General features: G+C 72.6%; 24 protein-coding genes, 1 tRNA gene and 1 riboswitch. Of the genes, 12 read left to right on the top strand and 13 right to left on the bottom strand.

From position 1 onward, the window contains the following. Positions 1-215: 215 nt before the first annotated feature. Entirely contained in the window at positions 216-827 is a 612-nt protein-coding gene (locus GGD88_RS09785; protein ID WP_184434851.1) for an RNA methyltransferase, read from the bottom strand. A 155-nt stretch (positions 828-982) separates the two neighbouring features. On the opposite strand from GGD88_RS09785, the gene GGD88_RS09780 reads away from it, so the two are divergent. Together GGD88_RS09780 and GGD88_RS09775 are read left to right on the top strand one after the other, a co-directional pair. After that, complete coding sequence (locus GGD88_RS09780; RefSeq protein ID WP_184434848.1) at positions 983-1,966, top strand: NADPH:quinone oxidoreductase family protein; 984 nt, start codon at positions 983-985, stop codon at positions 1,964-1,966. Positions 1,967-2,121: 155 nt separating this feature from the next. Then, a complete protein-coding gene (locus GGD88_RS09775) occupies positions 2,122-2,337 on the top strand; it encodes a hypothetical protein (protein ID WP_184434845.1) in 216 nt (71 codons plus the stop codon). Between the two features lie 194 nt (positions 2,338-2,531). Here the strand turns inward: GGD88_RS09775 and GGD88_RS09770 are convergent. From GGD88_RS09770 to GGD88_RS09755, 4 genes are all read right to left on the bottom strand, one after another. After that, positions 2,532-2,608: transfer RNA gene (locus GGD88_RS09770), tRNA-Ile, on the bottom strand. A gap of 204 nt (positions 2,609-2,812) precedes the next feature. Further along, on the bottom strand, positions 2,813-4,879 hold the full coding sequence (rpoD, locus tag GGD88_RS09765) for an RNA polymerase sigma factor RpoD (RefSeq protein ID WP_184434842.1): 2,067 nt from the start codon (positions 4,877-4,879) through the stop codon (positions 2,813-2,815). Between the two features lie 233 nt (positions 4,880-5,112). Beyond that, positions 5,113-7,020, bottom strand: a complete 1,908-nt coding sequence (gene dnaG, locus GGD88_RS19150; RefSeq protein WP_184434839.1) for a DNA primase — start codon at positions 7,018-7,020, stop codon at positions 5,113-5,115. A 45-nt stretch (positions 7,021-7,065) separates the two neighbouring features. After that, positions 7,066-7,515, bottom strand: a complete 450-nt coding sequence (locus tag GGD88_RS09755) for a GatB/YqeY domain-containing protein (RefSeq protein ID WP_184434836.1) — start codon at positions 7,513-7,515, stop codon at positions 7,066-7,068. Between the two features lie 245 nt (positions 7,516-7,760). Between GGD88_RS09755 and carA the strand changes: the two genes are divergently transcribed. From carA to GGD88_RS09740, 3 genes are read left to right on the top strand one after another with little or no spacing between them, the layout of a single operon-like run. Then, complete coding sequence (gene carA / locus GGD88_RS09750) at positions 7,761-8,945, top strand: glutamine-hydrolyzing carbamoyl-phosphate synthase small subunit (RefSeq protein WP_184434833.1); 1,185 nt, start codon at positions 7,761-7,763, stop codon at positions 8,943-8,945. Between the two features lie 16 nt (positions 8,946-8,961). Beyond that, positions 8,962-9,429, top strand: a complete 468-nt coding sequence (locus tag GGD88_RS09745) for a CreA family protein (RefSeq protein ID WP_184434830.1) — start codon at positions 8,962-8,964, stop codon at positions 9,427-9,429. A gap of 7 nt (positions 9,430-9,436) precedes the next feature. Then, positions 9,437-9,952 carry a prolyl-tRNA synthetase associated domain-containing protein gene (locus tag GGD88_RS09740; protein ID WP_343056330.1) on the top strand — a complete coding sequence of 172 codons (516 nt, stop codon included), beginning with the start codon at positions 9,437-9,439 and terminating at the stop codon, positions 9,950-9,952. Position 9,953: 1 nt separating this feature from the next. On the opposite strand, the gene GGD88_RS09735 is transcribed toward GGD88_RS09740, so the two are convergent. Continuing rightward, positions 9,954-10,481, bottom strand: coding sequence for a GNAT family N-acetyltransferase (locus GGD88_RS09735; protein ID WP_221237089.1), 528 nt, complete (start codon positions 10,479-10,481; stop codon positions 9,954-9,956). Positions 10,482-10,633: 152 nt separating this feature from the next. Here GGD88_RS09735 and GGD88_RS09730 point away from each other — a divergent pair, with 152 nt between their 5' ends. The 5 genes from GGD88_RS09730 (at position 10,634) to GGD88_RS09710 (ending at position 14,846) form a co-directional block, all read left to right on the top strand. Further along, complete coding sequence (locus tag GGD88_RS09730) at positions 10,634-11,590, top strand: hypothetical protein (RefSeq protein ID WP_184434827.1); 957 nt, start codon at positions 10,634-10,636, stop codon at positions 11,588-11,590. Between the two features lie 188 nt (positions 11,591-11,778). Then, the gene (locus tag GGD88_RS09725; RefSeq protein ID WP_184434824.1) at positions 11,779-12,573 is read left to right on the top strand and encodes a TerB family tellurite resistance protein; all 795 of its coding nucleotides are present in this window, start codon (positions 11,779-11,781) and stop codon (positions 12,571-12,573) included. 188 nt (positions 12,574-12,761) lie between these two features. Further along, complete coding sequence (locus tag GGD88_RS09720) at positions 12,762-13,697, top strand: DMT family transporter (RefSeq protein ID WP_184434821.1); 936 nt, start codon at positions 12,762-12,764, stop codon at positions 13,695-13,697. Between the two features lies 1 nt (position 13,698). Beyond that, positions 13,699-14,388, top strand: a complete 690-nt coding sequence (locus GGD88_RS09715; protein WP_184434818.1) for an N-acetylmuramoyl-L-alanine amidase — start codon at positions 13,699-13,701, stop codon at positions 14,386-14,388. Between the two features lie 92 nt (positions 14,389-14,480). Further along, positions 14,481-14,846, top strand: coding sequence for a hypothetical protein (locus GGD88_RS09710; protein WP_184434815.1), 366 nt, complete (start codon positions 14,481-14,483; stop codon positions 14,844-14,846). A gap of 112 nt (positions 14,847-14,958) precedes the next feature. Here GGD88_RS09710 and serA read toward each other — a convergent pair whose 3' ends face one another. Both serA and GGD88_RS09700 read right to left on the bottom strand, forming a co-directional pair. Beyond that, on the bottom strand, positions 14,959-16,539 hold the full coding sequence (gene serA, locus GGD88_RS09705) for a phosphoglycerate dehydrogenase (protein WP_184434812.1): 1,581 nt from the start codon (positions 16,537-16,539) through the stop codon (positions 14,959-14,961). A 238-nt stretch (positions 16,540-16,777) separates the two neighbouring features. Next, positions 16,778-17,950 (bottom strand): phosphoserine transaminase, encoded by a 1,173-nt coding sequence (locus GGD88_RS09700; protein WP_184434810.1) that lies wholly within the window; start codon positions 17,948-17,950, stop codon positions 16,778-16,780. A gap of 275 nt (positions 17,951-18,225) precedes the next feature. Between GGD88_RS09700 and nikR the strand changes: the two genes are divergently transcribed. Further along, a complete protein-coding gene (gene nikR, locus GGD88_RS09695; protein WP_221237088.1) occupies positions 18,226-18,723 on the top strand; it encodes a nickel-responsive transcriptional regulator NikR in 498 nt (165 codons plus the stop codon). A 74-nt stretch (positions 18,724-18,797) separates the two neighbouring features. On the opposite strand, the gene GGD88_RS09690 is transcribed toward nikR, so the two are convergent. The 5 genes from GGD88_RS09690 to GGD88_RS09670 all read right to left on the bottom strand — a co-directional run bounded on the left by GGD88_RS09690 (position 18,798) and on the right by GGD88_RS09670 (position 23,661). After that, on the bottom strand, positions 18,798-19,217 hold the full coding sequence (locus GGD88_RS09690; protein ID WP_184434806.1) for a CBS domain-containing protein: 420 nt from the start codon (positions 19,215-19,217) through the stop codon (positions 18,798-18,800). Between the two features lie 71 nt (positions 19,218-19,288). Continuing rightward, positions 19,289-19,702 (bottom strand): universal stress protein, encoded by a 414-nt coding sequence (locus GGD88_RS09685; protein ID WP_184434804.1) that lies wholly within the window; start codon positions 19,700-19,702, stop codon positions 19,289-19,291. Positions 19,703-19,887: 185 nt separating this feature from the next. Beyond that, a complete protein-coding gene (gene metZ / locus GGD88_RS09680; protein ID WP_184434802.1) occupies positions 19,888-21,129 on the bottom strand; it encodes an O-succinylhomoserine sulfhydrylase in 1,242 nt (413 codons plus the stop codon). A gap of 70 nt (positions 21,130-21,199) precedes the next feature. After that, a riboswitch (SAM riboswitch) is annotated at positions 21,200-21,276 on the bottom strand. Positions 21,277-21,331: 55 nt separating this feature from the next. After that, positions 21,332-21,958 (bottom strand): ATP-binding cassette domain-containing protein, encoded by a 627-nt coding sequence (locus GGD88_RS09675; RefSeq protein ID WP_184434800.1) that lies wholly within the window; start codon positions 21,956-21,958, stop codon positions 21,332-21,334. After that, positions 21,955-23,661, bottom strand: a complete 1,707-nt coding sequence (locus tag GGD88_RS09670) for an ABC transporter permease (RefSeq protein ID WP_184434798.1) — start codon at positions 23,659-23,661, stop codon at positions 21,955-21,957. The genes GGD88_RS09675 and GGD88_RS09670 overlap by 4 nt, the downstream gene beginning before the upstream one ends. Positions 23,662-23,817: 156 nt before the next feature. On the opposite strand from GGD88_RS09670, the gene GGD88_RS09665 reads away from it, so the two are divergent. After that, a complete protein-coding gene (locus GGD88_RS09665; protein ID WP_221237087.1) occupies positions 23,818-24,396 on the top strand; it encodes a nitroreductase family protein in 579 nt (192 codons plus the stop codon). The last annotated feature ends 307 nt before the right edge of the window (positions 24,397-24,703 follow it).

Here is a 24,703-nt window from a genome sequence, read left to right as displayed (position 1 = left end):
GCGGCGCGGCACGGGGCGCCGAAGCCCGTGTCACGATCCGCCCCCGCGAGCGGTCAGACTGTGCCCCGTGGTCCCGCCGGGATCAAGCCTTGAACGCGGCGCTGGCGCCGCGCCGGCCCACCCCCAACCATGGCCCCGATCCACGCTACACAACCTCATGACTCTGGTGAAGATGTGGCAGGCAGGGCCGCCCGGGGCGCCGACGCCGGGCCCGGTCATCGCCGGCCGGCGCTGGTGCCGTCGCGCTCCAGGCGCTCGGTCTCGGCCAACTCGGCCAGCGGCGGCGGCGCCCGGTGCGGCTCCATGGCGCGGACCGTGGGGCCGCCGTGGACATGCGCGGGACGCGGCGCGCGCGGTCCCCCTTCGGCCACCGGCCGGGGCGCGAAGCGACCGCGGCTGATGAGCCGATCGTACATCACCAGCACGCCGGCCATCCCCAGGTTCAGCGAGAACCGGGTCGGGATCTTGACGACATAGTCACAGCGCGCCGCCATCTCCGGCGACAGCCCGAACCGCTCCGCGCCCAGGACGTAGGCCGCGCACAACGGATGCTGGAAGCTGGGCAGCGCGATGGAGTCGTCGAACAGCTCGACCCCGACCAGCTTGCAGCCCTGCGGCAGCACCAGCGTCTCGGCGTCGGGAAAGGCGTAGAACGGCACGCTGGCGACACTGTCCGAGGTGTCGGTGTTGTGCCCGGCCTTGCGGGTGTAGGCGGCGGCGACCGTGAACACGAAACTGGCGCCGAAGGCATGCGCCGAGCGGAACACGCTGCCCACGTTGTAGGGCTTGCTGACACGCTCGACCCCGATGCCGAAATAGCCGCGCATGGCGGGTCCCTTTGTGTATGGTGCAGTTGTGTATGGTGCAGTTGTGTATGGTGCAGTGTGGAGGCGACGGGAACGGCGGCATCATGCCGATCCCGCCGCCGCGATCAAGCCCCGCGCGGCATCCACCCTTGACCCCACCCCCTGGAGACCCGCCGATGCGTGCCGCCGTCTGTCACGAGGTGTCGTCCTACGAAGCCCTGAAGGTCGAGGACATCCCGGCGCCGCCCATGATCCCGGGTGGGGTGCGCATCCGGGTCGCGGCCGCCGGCCTGAACTTCGCCGACAGCCTGATCACCGCCGGGCAGTACCAGGAGAAGCCGCAGCCACCGTTCGTGCCCGGCTTCGAGCTGGCCGGCACGGTGACCGAGGTCGCCGACGGTGTCACCGCCGTGCCGGTGGGCGCGCGCGTCATGGCCATGCCCGGCACCGGCGCCTTCGCCGAGGAGGCGGTGGTGCCCGAGGGCGCCGTCTGGCCGCTGCCCCCCGGGATGGACATGGCGACCGGCGCGGCGTTCCCGATCGCCTACGGCACCTCCCATTTCGGGCTGTTCGACCGCGCCCGCCTGCAACCGGGCGAGGTGGTGCTGGTGCACGGCGCCGCCGGCGGCGTCGGCCTGACGGCCGTGGAGTGCGCCAAGGCCGGCGGCGCGACGGTGATCGCCACCGCGGGCGGGGCCGAAAAACTGGCGGTGGCGGCCGCCCACGGCGCCGACCACGGCATCGACTACCGCGAAGAGGACATCCGCGCGCGCGTCCTCGCCCTCACCGGCGGTCGCGGGGCCGACGTGGTCTACGATCCGGTCGGCGGCGACGTCTTCGATGCCTCGCTGCGCTGCACCGCGCCGGATGGCCGCCTCCTGGCGGTGGGCTTCGCCAGCGGCCGGGTGCCGCGCGTCCCGGCCAACCGACTGCTGGTCAAGAACCTGACCGTGACCGGGTTCTACTGGGGCGCCTACATGCACCTCGCCCCGGCGCGGGTGCGCGCCTGCATGACCGAACTGGCCGACTGGCACGCGGCCGGCCGACTGCGCCCGCGGGTGTCGGCCGAGTACCCGCTGGAGCGCGTCGTGGAGGCCATCGGCGCCCTGCTGGGCCGCGGTGTGACGGGCAAACTGGTGCTGCGCCTGGCTCCGGACTGAGCGCCCCCGAGCCGCGGCCTCCGGCCCTGATCCGGACGGGACCCAGCCATGCAACCTGTGCGCACCGTCACAGCGGACGGCGGCGGGGCGGCCTAGGGTGAATGCCAGAGTGGCACACCCAGGCCGACGGCGGCCGCGGACGGGAGGGCGCATCCATGATCAGCATCGTTGACGTGACTCTGGGCCAGAAGTGGCGCGTGCATCAGGCGTTCCGCGTCCATCGCAACGGGGTGCGCTACGAGGTCCCCGCCGGCGGCACGCTGATCGTCAAGACCGTGCCCAAGGGATGCGACGAGGTCTGGGTCACCTACGGCTACAACCGCTTCCGCATCTCGCAGGAGAACATGAAGGCACATGCGCATCCGGCCTGACCGGGCGCGCCGCACGCCAACACCTTTGCGGCGCCGGCGTCGTGTCGCGTGCTGCACCAAACGGGGGGTGCCGCCCGGACACCCGCGTTCGTGCCCAGGGGGAGGGCGCGGACGCGGGTGCGTCGGCATGTCCGGAGGTCGGGAGGTCGGGAGCAGGGGCAGGGGGCCGCCGGCCCCGCGCGGACGGCCGGGTTTGGTGGGCCCGGCAGGACTCGAACCTGCAACCAGACCGTTATGAGCGGCCGGCTCTAACCAATTGAGCTACGGGCCCGGGGTCCGTGCGCCGGAAGACGGGGCCGGAAAACGGGAAGGACCAAACTCTATCGGGGCCGGCGGTGCGGTCAAGCCCCTCGCGGCAGCCCGCGCCATGACCCCGCCCACACCACAGGCCCGCCGAACCGAACGGTCCCACGCCGGCGCGTGGGACCCAGAAAGGCGTTCTCGCACCCACGCTCCCGCGTGGGCGCGCCGGTCTCTAACTGTCCAGGAAGCTGCGCAGCTTGCGCGACCGGCTGGGGTGCTTGAGCTTGCGCAGCGCCTTGGCCTCGATCTGGCGGATGCGCTCGCGGGTGACGCTGAACTGCTGCCCCACCTCTTCGAGGGTGTGGTCGGTGTTCATGCCGATGCCGAAACGCATCCGCAGCACCCGCTCCTCGCGCGGCGTCAGGCTGGCCAGCACGCGGGTGCAGGTCTCGCGCAGGTTGGCGTTGATGGCGGCATCGAGGGGCTGCACCGCGTTCTTGTCCTCGATGAAGTCGCCCAGGTGGCTGTCCTCCTCGTCACCGATGGGCGTTTCCAGGCTGATCGGCTCCTTGGCGATCTTGAGGACCTTGCGCACCTTCTCCAGCGGCATCTGGAGCTTCTCGGCCAGCTCCTCCGGGGTCGGCTCGCGGCCGATCTCGTGCAGCATCTGGCGGCTGGTGCGCACCAGCTTGTTGATCGTCTCGATCATGTGGACCGGGATGCGGATGGTCCGCGCCTGGTCCGCGATCGAGCGCGTGATGGCCTGTCGGATCCACCAGGTGGCGTAGGTCGAGAACTTGTAGCCGCGGCGATACTCGAACTTGTCGACCGCCTTCATGAGGCCGATGTTGCCCTCCTGGATCAGGTCCAGGAACTGGAGGCCGCGGTTGGTGTACTTCTTGGCGATGGAGATGACGAGGCGCAGGTTGGCCTCGATCATCTCCTTCTTGGCCATGGTGGCCTCGCGCTCGCCCTTCTGCACCGTCTGCACGACGCGCCGGAACTCCGGGATCGGCAACCCCGAGGTCTCCGCCACCTGGGCGATGCTGCCGCGCAGGTCGGTGATGTCGCCCTCGAAGCGGGCGGCGAAATCGCGCCACGGCTTGCCCGGACGGGCGCGCAGATCGTCCAGCCACGTGGGGTCCAGTTCGCGCCCGTAGTAGGCGTCCAGAAAATCGGGCCGCTTGACCTTGGCCCGCTCCGCCAGGCGCAACAGCTTACCCTCCAGCGTCATGAGGCGCCGGTTGAGGTCGTTGAGCTGCTCGACGAGCTGGTCGATGCGATTGCTGTTGAGGTGCACGTCCTCCATCATCTCGATCAGCTCGTGCTTGAGCTTATCGTAGCGCTTCTCGGTGGCGGCCGGGACGGCATCCCCCTTCTGCATCGCCGCCAGACGCTGGTCCTGCACCTTCTTCAGCTTGGTGTAGGTGGCGGCGATCTTCTCGAAGGTCTCGATGACCTGGGGCTTGAGCTGCTCCTCCATGGCGGACAGGGAGATGCTGTTCTCCTCGCCGCCGTTGCCCTCTTCACCTTCGCCTTCGGTTTCGCCGTCACCCTCGCCGGCCTGCTCCCCGGTCTCGCCCTCGGCCTTGTCGCGGCGGGCCTCCGGGGTCTCGGCGGCCTCGGGCGCGCCACTGGTCTCGCCACTGGTCTCGGCGGCCTCGGGCGCGCCGATGGCCTCGGCCCCCTCGACCCCCGGATCCTCGCCCGGCGCGGCACCGCCGCCAGCCCCGGTGCCGTTACCGTCGTAGGTGGTCTCCAGGTCGATGATCTCGCGCAGCAGCATCTTGCCGGCGACCAGGTCGTCGTGCCACTTCAGCAGCGCGCGGATGGTCAGCGGGCTTTCGCAGATGCCGCCGATCATCATCTCTCGGCCGGCCTCGATGCGCTTGGCAATCGCGATCTCGCCCTCGCGCGACAGCAGCTCCACCGAGCCCATCTCGCGCAGGTACATGCGGACGGGATCGTCCGTGCGGCCCATCTCGTCTTCGTTGATGTTGCCGCTGGCGACCGTCTCGGCCGGCTCGGCCGCTTCCGCCGTCTCGGTCTCGGTCTCTTCCGATTCGACGACGTTGACGCCCATCTCGGAGAGCATCGCCATGGTGTCCTCGATCTGCTCCGAGGACACGTCATCGGGCGGCAGGGCCTGGTTCAGCTCATCATAGGTGACGTACCCGCGCTCCTTGCCGCGCTGGACCATCTTCTTGACGGCGGCGTTCATGGTGTCCAGGAGGGGGCCTTCGCCGCCGTCTTCCGTCGAGTCCCGTGCCTCCGCCGTCGTCGCCGCCTTGGTTGCCATTCGTCCTCCGCTCCGCTTCGTTCAAAGCCCGCCGGGTCAGCCCATCGCCCCGACGTCCCCACTGCCGCGCACCGCCCCACTGCTGCGCACTGCCCCACTGCCGCGCCCTGACGACATGTCCGCCAGCGTCCTCGCCCGTCCGGCCCGAGACCGATCGCGATCCCCCGCCCACGCGCCCCACGCCTCGACGGCCCGACCAGCGGATCCCGGATCCCGACGGAACGCGGGGGATCTCAGGACCCGGTGTCGGGGGGTCCGATGCCGCCGATGTGCACGGGATACGGCTTGGTCTCCGGCTCGTCGAACAGACAGCCCCGTCCCGCCCTCAAGGCGTCCAGCCGGGCCAGGCACTCCTCCGTCATGTCGCTGGCGAGTCGCGCCTCCGCTGCCCGCAGATCCAGATCGAGGTCCGGCCGACCCAGCAGGCGGAAGACATGCTCCCACCCCGCCAGCGCCGCCTCGGCTGTCGCCCCCGGTCGCGCAAAGGCCGCATGCATGCAGACCGCCGGACCCAACACGCGGTCCACGGCCGCCGTCAGTCCAGCCGTCCTCAGATGGTTCACGATCTCGTCCCTGTCAAGCGCGTCCCTGTCAAGCGCCTGGCCCCGCTGGAGTCGGCCCTGCCATGCGCTCAGCAGCGCGCTGCGCAGGGCCGCAAGCTCCGGGTCGTCCAGGGCCAGGGTGCCCAGACGCTCGCCCACATGCTCCAGCAGATCCGGATGGTTGAGGACGGTGGCCAGGAGGACGCATTCCTGCAATCGGCGCGCCGGCAACGGCCCGGCCGGAGTCGCCGCCGGCGCCGGCACGCCCGCCATGCCCGACCCGCCGCGTCCCGCCGGCGCCGCGCGCATCGCCCCGCCCCGCCCCGGACGCTGGCCACGCGCGGCCCGCACCGCCGCCCAGAACCGGTCGCGCAACGCCCCCCGGTACTGCTGCGCGACAGCGCGGTCGTCGATCGCCTGCACCGTGCGGTCGATCTCGCGTTCCAGCGCCGCGCGCCGCTCCGGCGTGTCCAGACGATGGCGCGCCCGCAGCGTGCGCCAGCACAGCTCGACCAGCGGCAGCGCGGCGTCCAGCACGGCGCGCATGGCCTCCGGACCGCGCTCGCGGATCAGGTCGTCCGGGTCCTGGCCCGGCGGCAACAGCGCGAACCGCAGGCTGCGTCCCGGCCCCAACAGCGGCAACGCCCGCTCCAGCGCCCGCGCCGCCGCGCGCTGGCCGGCCGGATCGCCGTCGAAGCACAGCACCGGCTCGGGCGCCAGGGTCCACAGCGCCTCGATCTGGGCCTCGGTCAGGGCGGTGCCCAGCGGCGCCAGCGCCTGCGCGAAGCCGGCCGCGGACAGCGCGATGACGTCCATGTAGCCCTCGGCCACCACCACCTCGCCGCGCTCGCGGATGGCGGCGCGCGCCTCCGCCAGGCCATAGAGCATGCGGCTCTTGTGGAACAGTTCGGTCTCGGGGCCGTTCAGGTACTTCGGTTTGGCATCGCCCAGCACCCGCCCGCCGAAGGAGACCACCTGACCGCGCCGGTCGCGGATCGGGAAAACGACGCGGCCGCGGAAATAGTCGTAGGGGTCACGGCCGTCGTCGGGCCGGCGCAGCAGCCCGGCCTCGACCAGCGTATCGTCCGCGATCCCCTCGCGCCGCAGGTGGGCGCGCAGGGCGCCGCCCGGCGGCGCGTAGCCGAGACGGAAGCGGGCGATGGTGGCGTCGTCCAGGCCGCGCCGGTGCAGATAGTCCAGCGCCGCCCGGCCCTCGGGCAGTCGCAACCGGCGTTCGAAGAAGGCGCAGGCGGCCTCCACCACCTCGCCCAGGCCGGCCGCCCGGACCTCGCGGGCACGCTGCTGCGGATCCGGCTTCGGCACCTCCAGGCCGGCCTCACTGGCCAACGCCTCCACCGCCTCGGCGAACGACAGACCGGCCGCGGCCATCTCGAAGGAGATCACGTCGCCATGGGCGCCGCAGCCGTAGCAGTGATAGTGGTCCTCGTAGACGTGGAAGCTGGGCGTCTTCTCGCTGTGAAACGGACAGCACGCCTTGTAGTGGCGCCCGTTGCGCACCAGCCGCACGCGCCGGCCCACGACCGCGGCCAGCGGCACGCGGCTTTTCAGCTCATCGAGGAAACGGTTCGGCAAAGCCATCGCCGGCCCCCCGTCCGCGACCCGCGCCGGACGTGGCGCGCGCCGTCACGCCAGGCGCGCCTTGGCGACCGCGCTGGCGCGGCCGAAATCCATGCGCCCCGCATAGCGGGCCCGCAGAGTGGACATGACCCGGCCCATGTCCTTGAGTCCCTGGGCCGCGATCTCGCCGATCACCGACTCGACGGCCGAATCGATCTCGCCCGCATCCATCTGGTGCGGCAGGAAGGACTGGATGATCTCCATCTCCTCGCGTTCCTGCTCGGCCAGGTCCATGCGGCAGCCCTGCTCATACATGGCGATGCTGTCGCGGCGTTGCTTGATCATGCCCTGGAGCATCTGCAGGAGGTCGTCCTCGCCGACCGTCTCGCCCCGGCCCCGGGCACAGATGTCTCGATCCTTGAGCGCCGCGAGGATCAGGCGGATGGTGCAGATGGCGCGCTGATCCTTGGTGCGGATCGCCACCTTCAGCTCCTCGTTCAGACGATCACGCAGCATGCGGCCTCGTCCTCTGGTTGATGGCGGGTCCGGGAACGCCTCGTCCCGGTCCCTCTGGTCCCGGCGGAGGTAAGGTCAAAGCCCCGCCGTGTCAAACAGCATCCTGTCCGCATCCTGTCCGCATCCTGACCCCATCCTGTCCGGATCCTGTCCGGATCGACGCGCGATCCGACCCGCCGGTTGACTTGCCGGGGCCGAAGCCCGTATCTAGCCGCGCCAGTTTCCTCCAGTCGGACAGCCGCCCCATGACCTCCTCGCCCGCGCAAGACGGCGGCCCCGTTCAGGGTCCCGCCGGTGCCACCGCCGCCCTCGTGCTCGCCGACGGCACGGTCCTGTGGGGGCGCGGCGTCGGCGCTGTCGGCGAGGCCGGCGGCGAGGTCGTGTTCAACACCGGCATGAGCGGCTACCAGGAGGTGATGACCGATCCCTCCTACGCCGGCCAGATCATCACCTTCACCTTCCCGCATATCGGCAATGTCGGCACCAACACCGAGGACGTCGAGGCGACGACGCCGGCGGCCCGCGGTTGCATCCTGCGCGCCGACATCACCGAGCCGTCGAACTGGCGCGCGGCCCAGACCCTGACCGCCTGGCTGGCCTCGCACGGGCTCGTGGGCATGACCGGGGTCGACACCCGCCGCCTGACCCGGCGCATCCGCGACGCCGGCGCCCCCAACGGGATCATCGCCCATGCGCCCGACGGCCTGTTCGACCTGGACGCGCTCAAGGCCCGGGCCGCCGCCTGGCCGAGCCTGAAGGGCCAGGATCTGGCCAAGGACGTGACCTGCGCCCAGACCTATCCGTGGACCGAGACGCGCTGGAGCCTGGCCCACGGCTACGGCGTGCTGGAACAGCCCCGGTTCCACGTCGTCGCCATCGACTACGGCGCCAAGCGCAACATCCTGCGCTCGCTGGCCTCGCACGGCTGCCGGGTGACGGTGGTGCCGGCGGGCACCGACGCCGAGACCATCATGGCGCACCGCCCGGACGGCATCTTCCTGTCCAACGGCCCGGGCGACCCCGCCGCCACCGGCACCTATGCGGTCCCCGTGGTACGCCGGCTGGTGGAGACCGGCACGCCGATCTTCGGCATCTGCCTGGGTCACCAGATCCTGGCGCTGGCCCTGGGGGCCACGACCTACAAGATGGACACCGGCCACCGCGGCGCCAACCATCCCGTCAAGGACCACACCACCGGCAAGGTGGAGATCACCAGTCAGAACCACGGCTTCGGCGTCGACCGTGCCAGCCTGCCGGCGGGCGTGGTGGAGACCCACACCTCGCTGTTCGACGGCACTGTCGAGGGGCTGGCGGTGGAGGGTAAGCCGGTGTTCTCGGTGCAGTACCACCCGGAAGCCTCGCCCGGCCCGCAGGACAGCCAGTACCTGTTCGCGCGCTTCGTCGACCACATCAAGGCCCGCCAGCCCTGACCGGAGACCCCGACCGATGATCCGCGCCGCCACTGCCGTCCTCGCCACCGCGCTGGCCCTAGCCGCGCCCGCCGGAGCGGAGGAGATCGGGTGCGTGGACACGGTCTTCAAGCTGGTCGGTCCGAACCACAAGATCTGCGTCGACGCCCTGGCGGACCCCAAGGTCGACGGCGTCGTCTGCCACCTGTCGCGGCCGGTCACCGGCGGTCTCACCGGCGCCGTGGGCCTGGCCGAGGCCCCCTCGAACAGCGCCATCGCCTGCCGTCAGGTCGGTCCGATCACCATCAAGGAGGGGCTGGAGGACGGCGAGGTCGTGTTCGCCGAACGCCGCTCCGTGCTGTTCAAGCGGCTGCGCGTGCGTCGCTTTCACGACACCGAGAACAACGTGCTGATCTACCTTGTGGTCAGCGACAAGCTGATCGAGGGCAGCCCCAAGCACTCGCTGTCCACCGTGCCGATCATGCCGTGGCGCTCGGACGGCTAGCGGCGCCATGGCCCTGCCCGACTCGACGGCCCCGCTGTTCGCGCACCTGGAGCGCCTGGGCATCCAGACCCGCACGATCGAGCACGCCCCCGTGTTCACCGTCGAGGAGGCACAGGCCACCTACGACGCCATCCCCGGCGTGCATTGCAAGAACCTGTTCCTGAAGGACGCCAAGGGGACCCTGTTCCTGGTCGTGTGCCCGCACGACCGCGCCATCGCCGTCAACCAGCTCCACAAGCGTCTGGGCTGCAAGCGCCTGTCGTTCGGCAAGGCGGACCTGCTGATGGAGGTCCTCGGCGTCGAGCCCGGCTCGGTCACCCCGTTCGCGCTCATCAACGACCCCGACCGGCGGGTGACCGTGATCCTGGACGCCGCCATGATGGCCGCCACGGTCGCGAACTACCACCCGCTGGTGAACACCGCGACCACGTCGATCGGCACCGCCGACCTGCGCCGGTTCCTGGACGACCTGGGCCACACGGTGCACGTCGTCGATCTCGCGGCCGCCCCGGACGCCGCCTGACTCACCCCCCGCGCGGGCGCTCGAAGCGCTGTTCCTGCACCCCGCCGCTCCACTGGTCGACCGCGGACGTGGCGACCAGACGGAAGCCCGTGCGCTCGTACAGGTGCCGGGCGGCGTCCAGGCCGGCGAAGGTGGTCAGGTAGCACATCGGGTAGCCGCACGCGTCGCAGAACGCCACCGCCCGGGCCAGCAGGCGGCGGCCCACCCCGGACCCGCGCGCGGCGTCGCCGACGATGAACCAGCGCAGGTGCGCCGCGCTCTCGCGCCCCGCCGGCGTGTCGTGCGGGCCGTGGATGGTCACCGACCCCAGCAGGCCCCCGTCCCGGTTGCGGGCACACAGCAGCAGGTCGCGCGTCGCGTCGGCCTGACGCAGGAACGCCGCCATCTCGGTTGCCACCTTGGTCTCGAACGCCAGCCCGAACCCCCAGTGCGGCCCGTAGTAGGCCATGTGGAGCCCCACCACCTCGGCCAGCACCCCCGGGGCGTAACCGGTCACCAGATCCGGCGCCGCCGTCTCCGCCTGCGTCATGTCCCGCCCTCGCTCCCGCTCTCGTCCCGTGCCCTCGCGTGACCCGAACCGCCGCCGCCTGGACAGCGGCCGGCCGTGGCGGCTATCAAACCCCACCCGGGGGCGTGCCGTCGACCCCGCCGCCCCGCCGCCCTTCCGTCGCCGGCCCCCGCATGCGCGTCGTCCTCGCCGTCCTGGATCACCTGGGCCGCCACGCCACCCTGGTGCTGGCCGGCGGCGCCCTGTTCGGGCTGGCCCTGCCCCAGCTCTCCGCGCTGGCGCGCCCGCTGCTGGCGCCGCTGGTCATCGCCCTGCTGGCGATGGCGCTGCTGCGGGTGCGCGCCGACGAGCTGGTGGCCCACCTGCGCCGACCGGCGGTAACGGCGCTGGGCGCCGCGTGGCTGCTGCTGGGCACCGCGCCGCTGACGGCCCTGGTGCTGGACTGGGTGGGGCCGCTCGATACGCCCGGGGTGACGGCCGGCATGGTGCTGATGGCGGCCACCGCCCCCATCACGGCGGCGCCGGCAATCGGGCTGATGATGGGACTGCCGCTGCCGCTGACCCTGGCGGTCACCCTGCTGGCGACCGTGCTGGCGCCGCTCACCCTGCCCGGCCTGACGCTGGCGCTGCTGGACATGCCGCTGGACCTGGAGGCCGGGGCGCTGGCCGGCCGGCTGGCCGTGGTGGTCGGCGGCGGCGTCGCCCTGGCGATGATCGCCCGCCGGCTCGCCCCGCCGGACTGGCGGGCGCGCCACGCCCGCCGCCTCGACGGTGTCGCGGTCATCCTGCTGTTCGGCTTCGCGCTCGCCATCATGGGCGCGGTGGCCGAACCGCTGACCGCCGACCCGCTGCGGGTGCTGCGCCTGATCGGCCTGAGTTTCGTCGTGTGCGGCGGCCTTATGGTGGTGACCGCGCTGGTGTTCGCGCCCTGCGGACGGGCCACGGCGCTGGGGCTGGGCTACCTCGCCAGCAGTCGCAACATGGGCCTGCTGCTGGCGGCGCTGCCGGCGGGCGCGGACCCCGGCCTGGCGCTTTGGTTCGCGCTGGCCCAGTTCCCTCTCTATATGTTGCCGGCGCTGCTTCGCCCGATCCTGGGCCGCCTGCTGGGGCCGGCCGGCGGGACCGGCTGACCCCCTTTGCCGGCGGGCCGGAGCGTCCTATGGTGACCCGGACGGTGGCGGAGGGCACGACGATGCGGGGTTGGCACGGACACGGCGGACCCTGGGGCCGGGGCGGCGGGTTCTGGAAACCTGACCGGCGTCAGGGTCGCGTCTGGGGCCGGCGCGGCGGCGCCGGGCAGAGTGGGCAAGGAGAACGGATGAGCATCTGGGGCAAGGTCATCGGCGGTGTCGGCGGATTCCTGCTGCTGGGGCCGCTGGGCGCGCTGGTCGGCACCGCGGCGGGGCACGCGGTCGACAAGGAGGGTTGGCCGTCGTGGCTCGGCGGGGGCGGCGGCAAGGGCGAGCCGCGCGCGGGGTCGGGGCGACCGCGGCCGGGATCGGTGGGCGCCGACGCCCGCCAGCAGGCGTTCGCGGTCGGCGTCATCGCCCTGGGCGCCAAAATGGCCAAGGCCGACGGCCGGGTGACCAAGGACGAGGTCGCCGCCTTCAAGCAGGTGTTCCAGATCCCGCCCGAGGACATGAAGGCGGTCGGCGCGGTGTTCGACCACGCCAAGCAGTCCGCCGACGGCTACCAGGTCTACGCCCGCCAGATCGCCGACCTGTTCACAGACAGCCCCCAGGTTCTGGAGGAACTGCTGGGGGCGCTCTACAAGATCGCGCGCGCCGACGGCGTGCTGCACCCGGCCGAGACCGCGTTCCTGCACGACGTCGCCCGGCTGTTCGGGCTGCCGGCCGAGGCCGTCACCCGCCTGCACGCCCAGTACGAACGCAGCGCCGAAGGGGAGCCGGACCCCTACGCCGTGCTCGGCGTCTCGCCCCAGGCCAGCGACGATGAGGTGCGCGCCGCCTGGCGCCGGCTGTCGCGCGAACACCATCCGGACGTGCTGATGGCCAAGGGCATGCCCGAGGAGTTCGTCGCCCAGGCCAACGAGACCATGGCGGCGATCAACCACGCCTACGACCGCATCCGGGAGCGGCGCGGGCTGCGGTAGCACCACGCCCGGGGGCCGCCGCGCCCACGGGGACGGCCCACGGGGACCGTCCATGGATGCTGCCCTTGGGGGCTGCCCGTGGGTACCGTCTGTGGGGGCCGCGCTTGCGCCCGCGGCGGCGGCCGGCCATGCTGGGGGCCCCTGCGACCGCGCGGCGTGTTCGTGACGCCGCCAACGAGGCCACCCCGATGCCTGTCCCCGATATCCTGCTGGCGCTGCTGGTGCAGAGCCTGTGGGGCCTGAACTTCGTTGCCGCCAAGGTGGGGGTCGACCACCTGCCGCCGCTGATGTTCACCGCCATCCGTTTCGCCATCGCCGCGGCCCTCATCGTTCCCTTCGTTCCCCGACCCAAGGGACGCGCCCTGCGCGGCGTGCTGGCGCTGTCGGTCACCTTCGGCACGCTGCACTTCGGCGTCCTGTTCGCCGCCCTGCCGCACCTGGACGCGGCCACGGCCGCCGTGGTGATCCAGACCGGGCCGCCGTTCAGCACCCTGCTGGGCGTGCTGATCTTCAAGGAGACCATCGGCTGGCGCCGCGTCCTGGGGCTGGTGCTGGCCTTCTCGGGGGTGGTCGTGGTGGCCGGCGAGCCCCAGGTGACGGCGGTGCTGCCGGTGCTGATGCTGCTGCTGGCGGCGTTCGCCTGGGCGGTCAGCAACGTCATCGTCAAGACCACCCGCGACCTGCCCGCCCTGGCCGTGACCGGCTGGCTGTGCCTGCTGGCGATCCCGCAGGTGGCGGCGCTGTCATGGCTGCTGGAGGACGGCCATCTGGCCGCCGCGCGCGCGGCCCCGTGGTACGCCTGGGCCGGGCTGGTCTATACCGCCGTGGCGGCCTCGCTGATCGCGCATTCGCTCTGGTACGCCCTGCTGCGGCGGCATCCGCTGGGCGTCATCTCGCCGTGGGGTCTGCTGGCGCCGGTCATCGGCATCGCCGCCGGCATCGTGCTGTTGGGCGAGGCGGCGACCTGGCAGAAGTTCGTCGGCGGCGCCCTGACCATCACCGGGGTGGCGATCATCCAGATCCGCTCCGCCCGCCGCGGCCGCCCGGTGGTCGCGGCCCCGGAGCCGCCGGACGCCGCCCGGCCCGGCCCGCGTCGCGACCGCCCCGGAACGGGGGAGGCGTGACATGCGCGACGCCCCCTCGCCCAACCACGATGCCCGGCCGCCGGACGCCACGGTCTCGATGCTGGTGCTGCACTACACCGGCATGCCGACGGGGGCGGCGGCGCTGGCGCGGATGCGGGATCCGGCGGCCAAGGTCAGCGCGCACTACATGGTGGAGGAGGACGGCACGGTCGTCCGGCTGGTCCCGGAGCAGCGCCGGGCGTGGCACGCCGGCGTCGCGTGCTGGCGTGGCCGGGGCGACGTCAACGGCCGCTCGATCGGCGTCGAGATCGTCAATCCGGGGCACGAATTCGGCTACCGCGCGTTTCCGGACCAGCAGATGGCCGCCGTCGTGGCCCTGTGCCGGGACATCGTGACCCGTCACGGCATCGCACCGGGTGGGGTGGCCGGGCACAGCGACGTGGCGCCGACCCGCAAGGAGGACCCGGGCGAGCTGTTCGACTGGGCGCGGCTGGCCCGCGCCGGTGTCGGGGTCTGGCCGGTCGTGGACGACGCCGCGCCGGTCCCCGCCGAGACCGCGGTGCTGGCGGCACTGGCCGGCATCGGCTACGACCTGACGGACCGGCCCGCGGCGGTGACCGCGTTCCAGCGCCGCTTTCGGCCGGCCCGGCTGGACGGCGCCCTGGACGCCGACACGGCCCGGCGCGTCCACGCCGTCTGGACCGCGCTGGGGCGGCCGGCCCCGCCTTGAGCCGGTCGGGACCGCGCGCCATCATACGGCCCACTTCAGCCGGTCCCATGGGGGACCGTCTTGTGAACGACCACCACCAGGGAGCCTGACCGATGATCCGAGCCTTCCCGACCGCCGCCGCCGTCGCCGCCGCGGCCGTTCTCGCCGTCGCGACGCCCGCCGCCGCGCAGTCGCCGGAGCCGATCAAGGAGATCGGCGTGGACGGCAACCCGCCGCGCGTGGTGTTCGAGTGCACCACGCCGAACGGACCGCCGATCCGCATGGACATGGTGCTGCGCCGCATGGCCGGACAGGTGTGGGCCTACAGCAGCCTGGAGCGCGCCGTGGACTGCTCCAGCCTGTCGACCGGGGGCATCACCTGCATGGCCGAGGCCGGGCGCGGGCGCGGCTGGACGCTCCAGGCCACGCTCAACGACCTGCTGGCCGACGAGGGCGTGCGCTGCACCCGCGTGTTCTGAGGCTGCGGAGGCGCCCCCTCGCCAGCCCGCCGGCGCGGGCGGGGCGCGCCTGCGGGATCCGTAACACCGGCCGACGCGTGACGCCTGTTCATGCGTCGGCCGGTCTCTGTGATCAGCTGAACCGCAGCGCCTTGGCCCGCACCACGTGCGGCAGCGCGCTGACCGCGTCCACCGTTTCCGCCGGCAACGGCCCGTCCACCTGCACCAGGCAGAGCGCCTGGCCGCCGGCGTCCGACCGGCCGAGATGGAACGAGGCGATGTTGACGCCGGAATCGCCCAGCGTGGTGCCCAGCGACCCGATGAAGCCCGGCTTGTCCTCGTTGATGCTGTACAACATGTTGGGGGCCAGCTCGGCCTCCACCGGGATATCGTTGATGCGCACGATGCGCGGCAACGTGCCGCCGAACAACGAGCCCTCGACGCTGCGGGTCTGACGCTCGGTGGTCACCTCCAGCCGGATCAGGCTGTGGTAGTTCGGGCAGTGCTCACTGCGCGTCTCCTTGATCTCGATACCGCGTTCGCGCGCGACCACCGGCGCGCTGACCATGTTGACCGACTCCAGCAGCGGCGACAGCAGGCCCTGCAACACGGTCGCGGTCAGCGGGCGGGTGTTCAGCCCGGCCACGTCGCCCTGATACTCGATGCGCACCGACTTCAGGCCGCTTTCGGTGATCTGGCCGGCGAAGCTGCCGAGCTGCTCGCACAGTTTCATGTAGGGGCGCAGGCGCGGCGCCTCCTCGGCGGTCACGGCGGGCATGTTGAGCGCGTTGGCCACCGCGCCGGTCAGCAGGAAGTCGCTGATCTGCTCGGCCACCTGGAGGGCGACGTTCTCCTGCGCCTCGGTGGTGGACGCCCCCAGGTGCGGCGTGCACACCACGGTGTCGAGCCCGAACAGCGGGTTGTCGCGCGCCGGCTCCTCGGCGAACACGTCCAGCGCCGCCCCGGCGACGTGGCCGCTCTCCAGCGCGTCCTTCAGCGCCGCCTCGTCGATCAGGCCGCCGCGCGCGCAGTTGATCAGCCGCACGCCTGGTTTCATGCGGGCGATGGCCTCGGCGTTGAGAATGCCGCGGGTCTTCTCGGTGAGCGGGGTGTGCAGGGTGATGAAGTCGGAGCGGGCGATCAGGTCGTCCAGATCCACCTTCTCCACCCCCAGGTCGACGGCGCGTTCGGGCGACAGGTAGGGATCGAAGGCGATCACCCGCATGCGCAGCCCGAGCGCACGCTCGGCCACGATGGAGCCGATGTTGCCACAGCCGATGACGCCCAGGGTCTTGCCGGTCAGTTCGACCCCCATGAAGCGGTTCTTCTCCCACTTGCCGGCATGGGTCGAGGCGTTGGCCTGCGGAATCTGACGGGCCAGCGCGAACATCATCGCGATGGCGTGCTCGGCCGTGGTGATGGCGTTGCCGAAGGGGGTGTTCATGACCACCACGCCGCGCTGGGTGGCGGCGGCGATGTCCACGTTGTCCACGCCGATGCCGGCGCGGCCGACGACCTTGAGGTTGCTCGCCGCCGCCAGCACGTCGGCCGTAACCTTGGTGGCCGAGCGGATGGCGAGGCCGTCGTAGTCGCCGATGATGGCGGTCAGCTCGTCCGGGGACAGGCCGGTCTTGACGTCGACCGCGATGCCGCGGCCCTTGAACACGTCGACGGCGCGCGGGCTGAGTTTGTCGCTCACCAGCACCTTGGGCATGGTGAAGTCCTTTCGTGTCAGGCGAGCGCCGATCGCTCGAAATCGGAACCACCGGGGTGGGGCCGATTTCGAGCGTGAATCGGCGCGATCTGTTGGTTTCAGAGCGGAACGCCCGCGGGGCGGCAGCCCGAAGGACAGCCGCCCCCGGCCGCGTCGGCGCGCGGCGGCGGGGGGCCGGACCGCCCCCCGCCCCGCGGACGGCCGCCGGGATCGGGAAGAGAAGAGAGGGGGTGCGGGATCAGGCCGCGGCGAGTTCGCCCTGGACGGTGGCGGCGGCCCAGTCCAGCCACGGCAGCAGCGCGGCCATGTCCTCGGCCTCCACCGTGGCCCCGCCCCACAGCCGCAGGCCGGGCGGCGCATCGCGGTAGGCGCCGACGTCATAGGCCACGCCCTCGTCGTCCAAGAGCGCCACCATGCGCTTGGCGGCCTTGGCCTGGGCGTCGGCCGGCAGAGCGGTGAACCAGTCCGCCACGATCTTCAGACAGATGGAGGTGGACGAGCGCGTCGCCGGGTCGTGGGCCAGGAAGTCGACCCAGTCGGTGCGCGCCACCCAGTCCGCCACCGCCGCGAGGTTGGCCTGACTGCGCGCGATCAGCGCCGGCAGGCCGCCGATGCGCTCGGCCCAGGTCAGCGCGTCCAGCGCGTCCTCGACCGCCAGCATGGACGGGGTGTTGATGGTCTCGCCCTTGAAGATCCCCTCGATCAGCGCGCCGCCCTTGGTCATGCGGAACAGCTTGGGCAGCGGCCACGGCGGGGTGTAGGATTCCAGGCGGGCGACAGCGCGCGGCGACAGGATCAACACGCCGTGCTGGGCCTCGCCGCCGAGCACCTTCTGCCAGGAGTAGGTGACGACGTCGAGCTTGTCCCAAGGCAGGTCCATGGCGAACGCGGCCGAGGTGGCGTCGCAGATGGTCAGGCCGCTGCGCTCGCGCGGGATCCAGTCGCCGTCGGGGACGCACACGCCGGACGTGGTGCCGTTCCAGGTGAAGACGACGTCGCAGTCGAAATCGACCTGCGACAGGTCGGGCAGATCGCCGTAGCCGGCCGTGAGCGTGCGGGCATCGCCGAGCTTGAGCTGCTTGACGACGTCGGTCACCCAGCCGCTGCCGAAGCTTTCCCAGGCCAGCAGCTCGACGCCGCGCTGGCCCAGCAGCGACCACAGCGCCATCTCCACGGCGCCGGTGTCGGAAGCCGGCACGATGCCGATGCGGTAGTCGTCGGGCAGGCCGAGCAGGGCGCGGCTCTTGTCCAGCACCGCCGCCAGGCGCGCCTTACCGGGCTTGGAGCGGTGCGAGCGGCCCACCAGGGCGTCGCCGAGGACGGCGGGGGTCCAGCCGGGGCGCTTGGCGCAGGGGCCGGAGGAGAAATCGGGATTGTCCGGCCGGGTGGCCGGTTTCTGCGGTGCGGTCATGTTGCCTCCCTTCCTTGCAGAAGGGTCGCGACCCGTTGGGGGGTCGTGGCCCGCACCGGTCTTAGGGCCGGGAGCCGCGCCGGGTCAACTGCCAAAACCGATACCGCGGCATCCGGGGGGCCGCCAACCCGCGTTGACAGGCCGCAGCCGGCGACGCGAAATGGCACCGTCAGCCGGGTGCGACTCATACATTGAGCGCGGCGCGCGTCGGGATGCCGGCCGCAGCGCGGCGACGGAGCGGACGGAGCGGACGGAGCAGACGGAAGGGATACGGCGTGGAGCGGGTGACGATCTCGCTGGAACCGGACTTGCTGGCCGCCTACGACGCGCTGGTGGCGCGGCGCGGCTACACCAACCGATCGGAAGCCATGCGCGACCTGCTGCGCGGCGTGCTGCGGGACCAGCGCCTGGAGGATCGGGCCGACAGCCCCTGCGTCGGCTGCCTGGTCTACATCTACGACCACACCCGGCGCGATCTGGCGCGCCGGCTGGTGACGGCCCACCACGACCGCCACGACCTGGGCATCGCTACGACGCACGTGCACATCGACCACGACCACTGCATGGAGTCGGTCATGCTGCGCGGCCCCGCCCACGAGGTGCGCGCCTTCGCGGACGCGGTGCTGGCGCAGCCGGGCGTGTGGTCGGGACACCTGCACCTGGTGCCGGTCGACGCCCGCGCCGGCGACCATGCCCACGGGACGGACGACGCCGCGGCCGGGACCGAGGCCGAGGCACCCGCCGGTCACCTGCACCCGCGCCCCCTGCCCTGAGGCCGACGCCATGACAGGACGACGCCGCCGACCCGTGGGCCGGCGGCTCCCCCGTTCGCGGTGCAGCGATCGGCTCAGTGCGCGGACACGCCGCGCACGGCCTCGGCCACCGGCACCGGATCGGTGACGTGCATCGCCAGATCGCGCAACGAGACCGTGCCGACCACCTCTTTCTGGCTGTTGGTGACCAGCAGGCGCCGCACCTGACTCTCGGCCATCATGGCGGCGGCGTCGGCCACCGAATCGTCCTCGTCGGCCACGGTCACGCCGGCCGTCATCGCCTGGCGGACCCGGGTATTGTTGACGTCGACGCCCTCCGCCACCGCATGCACGACAATGTCGCGATCGGTGAGGGTGCCGATCAGGGTGCCGCTCTCGTCCACCGGCAGCATGCCAACGGACAAACGATCCATGCGGCGCGCCGCGTCGCGCAGCGATGTGGTGGGCGCGACGGTCTCGATGCCCTTGGACATGACCTCCTTCAGGCGTTTCATCGCTCTCACCTCTCCAGGTACTGACAGGGAAAAACAGGGGCGCGTCACGGAACCGACGGCGCCGCGACAGCCTAGCGCACCACGAACACCGACACGTCGCCGTGACGCACGAAGGCATCGGCGTGCGAGCCGAAGATGACATCACGGAAGCGCGGGATGTGCGAAGCCATGACCACCAGATCGGCCCCCAGGTCGTGGCAGTGCTCGCGCAGCATGTCGTCCAGATCCACCGCCGGATCGTGGCTGATGACGGTGTGCGGCTCCATCGTCACGCCGGTGCGGGCGCTGTGCGCGGCGGCGAACTGCGCCAGCTTCTCTTTGTACTCGGCCGGATTGTGCGCCACGTCGGTGGGCTGCGACAGGGTGACGCCGACGATGGTCACTGGAATCTCGTACAGCTTGCCCAGGTCGGCGGCCTGCGTCATCGCCTTGTCGAGCGTGTCGGCGTGCGCCAGGTCGACCGGCACCATGATGTGCGTGTACATGCGGGCCTCCTCTTCCTGCACGGGCCGTGCCCGCCACCGGCGCCGGTTCCCCGCCGTCGCGGCGGACACCCGCTCAGTGTATCACGGCCGAACCCGGCCGGGCCCCTGGCATCGGGTCCACCCAGAAAACGCGCGGGGGCATGGCCGGGTTCCAGGCCGACCCCGGGCAGACACACGAGGCCGGGTCACACGCGCGCCAGCGCCTGGGTCACGTCGGCGATGAGGTCGCGGTGGTCTTCCAGCCCCACCGACAGCCGCACCAGGCCGGGGGTGATGCCCTGGGCGGCCTGTTCGTCGGGGCTCAGGCGCTGGTGGGTGGTGGTGGCGGGATGGCAGGCCAGCGACTTGGCGTCGCCCAGGTTGTTGGAGATGTCGATCAGGCGCAGGCCGTCCAGGAACCGGAACGCCGCCGGCTGCCCGCCCGCCAGGTCCAGGGCCAGCATGGCGCCGCCGCAGCCGTCCATCTGCGCCATCGCAAGGGCATGCTGGGGATGGCCGGGCAGGCCCGGATAGCGCACCGCGGCCACGCCCGGCCGGCCGTCCAGCGCCTCGGCCAGGGCCAGGGCGGAGGCGCACTGCGCCCGCACCCGCAGGTCCAGGGTCTCCAGACCCTTGGTCATCACCCAGCCGTTGAACGGGCTCAGGCACGGGCCGGTGTTGCGCAGGAACGGCAGCAACAGCTCCTCGTCGAAAACGGCATCATTGGACAGGATGGCCCCGCCCAGGCAGCGGCCCTGACCGTCGATGTACTTGGTCGCCGAATGCACGACGATGTCGGCGCCCAGCGCCAGCGGCCGTTGCAGCACCGGCGTGGCGAAGGCGTTGTCGACGATGAGGCGGGCGCCGGCCCGATGCGCCAGATCGGCGACGGCGGGGATGTCGACGATCTCCAGGCCCGGGTTGGACGGGCTTTCGAGGAAGACGCAGGTCGCCGGCCGCGCCAGGGCGGCACGCCAGACGTCCAGGTCGGCGGCCGGCACCAGCTCCACCGTCACCCCGTAGCGCGGCAACAGCTCGGTCAGCACCCAGTGGCAGGAGACGAACAGGCTGCGCGCCGCCACCACGCGGTCACCGGCGCCCACCTGACACAGCAGGGCGGCGGTCACGGCGGCCATGCCGCTGGCCGTGGCGCGGCAGACGGGCGCGCCCTCCAGCAGCGCCAGGCGCTGCTCGAAGGTGGCGTTGGTGGGGTTGCGGAAGCGGGAATAGACGAAGCGCGCGTCGGTGCCGTCGAAGGCGCGGCGGGCGGCCTCCGCGTCCGGGTAGACGAAGCCGGAGGACAGGTAGAGCGCCTCGGCGGTCTCCATATGGGCACTGCGGTCCAGGCCGCCGCGCACCATGGCGGTGCGGGGATGCCAGGCAGCCCGGGTGGTCTGGCGGTGGGTCTGGCGGTGGGTCTGGGGATCGGTGTTGGGGTCGGATGTCATCGCGCGCCTCTCCGTCTCGGGCGGCCGGTCCGCAACGCGAAAAGGCCCCGGCCGTGGGGGCCGGGGCCTTTTTCGAAGGGCACCAACCGCTTAGCCGCTTGTTTTGCGTGGCCGCAAGCTGGTCGCCAAATCACCACGTGCGGATCGTTTAGCCGCCGGGCCGGCCCGGGTCAAGCCTCTCCGAACCGGTGGCCGCACGCCCTCACCCCCCGCCGATCCGTACCACCCGGCCGCGCGCGTCCTCGGGATCGTGGGTCACCAGCAGGGTGGGCAGGCCGCGCACCTCCACGTGCTCGAACACGAAGGCCCGCACCCGCGCCCGCAGGGCCGCGTCCAGGCGCGAGAACGGCTCGTCCAGCAGCAGCGCGCGGGGCTCCGCCAGCAACACCCGCATCAGCGCCACCCGGGCCGCCTGCCCGCCCGACAGGGTGGCCGGGTCGCGGTCGGCCAGGCCCTCCAGCCCGGCCTCGGCCAGCACCGCCGCGATGCGCGCCCGCCGCGCCCGCCCCCGCACCCGGCGCGGCATGCCGAACGCCAGGTTGCCGCCCACCGACAGATGGGGGAACAGCATCGGATCCTGGAACAGGATCCCGATCCCGCGCTGCTCCGGCGCCAGCCCGGCCAGGTCCCGCCCGTCCAGCAGCACGCGGCCCTCGGCCCGGAACGCCGGTGCCAGCGTGCCGGTCACCACATCCAGCAGCGTGGACTTGCCCGACCCGCTCGGCCCCATGACGGTCACCGTCTCGCCGTCGGCCACGGTCAGCGCCAGCGGCCCCACCAGCGTCCGCCCCGCCAGGCGGACGCGCACGGCCTCCAGAACCAGGCTCATGGGGGCGCCTCCCCGCCTTGCAGGCCGCGCCGGTGCCGCGACAGCCAGCGCGGCACCGCCAGCGCGACGGCGAACACCAGCAGCGGCAAGGCCGCCTGCAGGAATACATGCACACCGATCACCCGACGGTCGCCGCCGGCGGACAGGGCCACGGCCTCGGTGGTCAGGGTGGGGTAGCGGCCGGCGCCCAGGAACAGCGTCGGCAGGTACTGCGCCACACTGACCGCAAAGCCGATGGCGGCGGCGAACAGCAGCGGCCGCAGCAGCAGCGGCACGGTGACCCGTCCGAACACCCGCCAAGGCCCCGCCCCCAGGCCCTGCGCCGCCCGCCGCCAGCGCGGGTCCAGCCGCCGGTGAGGGTCGGCCAGGGCCAGGAAGACGTAGGGCAGCACGAACAGCAGATGGCTCCAGACCACGCCGATCCAGGTGCCGTCCAGGCGGGCCAGCGCGGCCACGGTCTGCACCCCGAACAGGAACCCCACCTGCGGCACCAGCAGCGGCACATAGAGCAGGATTTCGCTCGCCCGCCCTGGGGTGAGGCCGCGGGTCCGCTCGTGCTCCAGGGTGCCCAGCGCCAGCACCAGCGCCGCCGCCGTCGCCGCGAGCCCCACCGTGACGGTGGTCCAGAGCGGCCAGGTCGCCTCGCCCAGGTGCCGGCGCCAGGTCTCCAGGGTCAGGGCGGCGGGCCACGGGGCCGGCCAGAACCAGGAGTCGGCCAGGGACCACAGCGCCATGCCGGCGAGCGCCAGGGCGGTGAGTCCCGCGATCGGCAGCGCCGCCGCCAGCGCGGCCGTGCCACCAACTCGGCGGGCGCGGTCCCGTCCGGCACGGCTCCCCGGCCCCGCCCCCAGCCACGGCTGCGCCAGCCGGGCGACGACGCCTTCGCCGCCGCGCCACAGCGCGATCACCAGAACCACCAGCCCGGTCTGCACCACCGCACCGGCGGCCCCCTGCATGCGCACCGCGAGGTCCGGGTCGCCCAGCCAGCGCACCACCGCAACCGCCAGCGGCCCCGGCGTGGCCGGCGCCAGCACCAGGGCGACGTCCACCACCGACAGCCCGTAGGCCAGCACCGCGTAGACCGGCAGCCGGACCAGCGGGTAGACCTGCGGCAGCACCACCCGCACCCAGGCCGCCCCCGGGCCGTGCCCCAGGGTGCGCGCCACCCGCACCGCCCGGTCGGCCCGCACCTGCCCCAGCGCCGCCAGCAGCATGAGCAGCAGGTACGGGGTCTCCTTCAGCACCAGCGCCAGCACCGCCGCCAGCCCCCAGGGGTCGGGCGCGGTGGCGATGTCCGGCGGCAGCGTCCAGCCGGTGGCCCAGGGCGACAGCAGGCGCGCGATCCAGCCCGACGGCGCCAGCAGGAACGCCAGCCCGAGGGCGACCGCCACATGCGGCAGCGCCAGCAGTGGCGCCAGCGCACGCCGCACCCAGGCCATCAGCCGCGTCCCCTGCGCACCGGCGGCGATGGTCAGGGCCAGGGCCAGCGAGAGGACCGTCGACAGCAGGCCGATGGCCAGGGACAGCGCCAGGGACTCGGCCAGCCCCGGCGCCGCCGCCAGGGCGCGCCAGGCCGCCAGGGTCGGCGCGGGACCGCCCGCCCCTGGCATCCAGCCCAGCGACGGCAGCGCGGTGCCCAGCAGGCCGGCCGCCACCGGCAGCAGGAACAGGGCCAGGGTCAGCGGCGGGAACAGGCGGAGCATGCGCGGTGCACCGGACCGGAAGCGGGACGGACGGGACGGACCGAACGGGCGCGCGACGATCCCCTGGACAGGGCACGGGCAACGCGGGATGGTCGGGGCGCGCCGGGTGTTCGGAGCCGGGCGCATCCTCCGCAGTCCCTACAGGAGCGCACCACCGTGACGACCCTAGTGGAACGCCTGCAGGCGCGCCAGTCCACGTCCGCGAAGCACCTGACCGCCCCGGGACCCACCGACGACGAACTGGCCGAGGTGTTCCGGGCCGCCGTCGCCGTCCCGGAGCACGGCGCCATCCGCCCGTGGCGCTTCCTGGTGGTCCGGGAGCGCGGCCAGCAGCGCCTCAGCGAGGTGTTCGTGGACGACCTGCTGGCCGAGGAGCCGGACGCCGGCGAGGCCGAGATCGCCAAGCGCCGCGACGGCCCGCGCCGGGCGCCGCTGCTGATCGTGGTGGCGGCCTCGCCGCGCGCCCACCCCAAGGTGCCCGAGGTCGAACAGGTGGTCACCGCCGGTCTGGCCGCCTTCGTCATCCAGTCCTGCTTCCACGACATGGGCTACGGCGCCGTCTGGGTGACCGGCCATCCGGCCTACAGCGACCGCGTCAAAGCCGCGCTGGGCCTCGCTCCCACCGACCATATCGTCGGCTTCATCCACGTCGGCACCCGGGGCCCCGAGGCGCCCAACCGGCGCAAGACCCGCCCCGAGCCGGACGCGTTCGTCTCCGAGTGGACGGGGGCGTAAGGCCGGGTGCCCGTCCCATGGCGTCCACGCGGGAGCGTGGGCGCGAGATACCCTTCTCGGTCCCACGCTCCGGCGTGGGACCGTTCGCGACCCGGGCGCCCACGCGGGAGCGTGGGCGCGAGATACCCATCTCGGTCCCACGCTCCGGCGTGGGACCGCTCGCGACCTGGGCGTCCACGCGGGAGCGTGGGCGCGAGATACCCGTCTCGGTCCCACGCTCCGGCGTGGGACAGTTCGCGACCCGGGCGCCCACGCGGGAGCATGGGCGCGAGATACCCGTCTCGGTCCCACGCTCCGGCGTGGGACC

It is taken from the genome of Roseospira goensis, assembly GCF_014197795.1.
Taxonomy (GTDB): domain Bacteria; phylum Pseudomonadota; class Alphaproteobacteria; order Rhodospirillales; family Rhodospirillaceae; genus Rhodospira; species Rhodospira goensis.
Note: the sequence above shows the minus strand (reverse complement) of the source record. Positions and strands in the feature narration are given on the sequence as shown.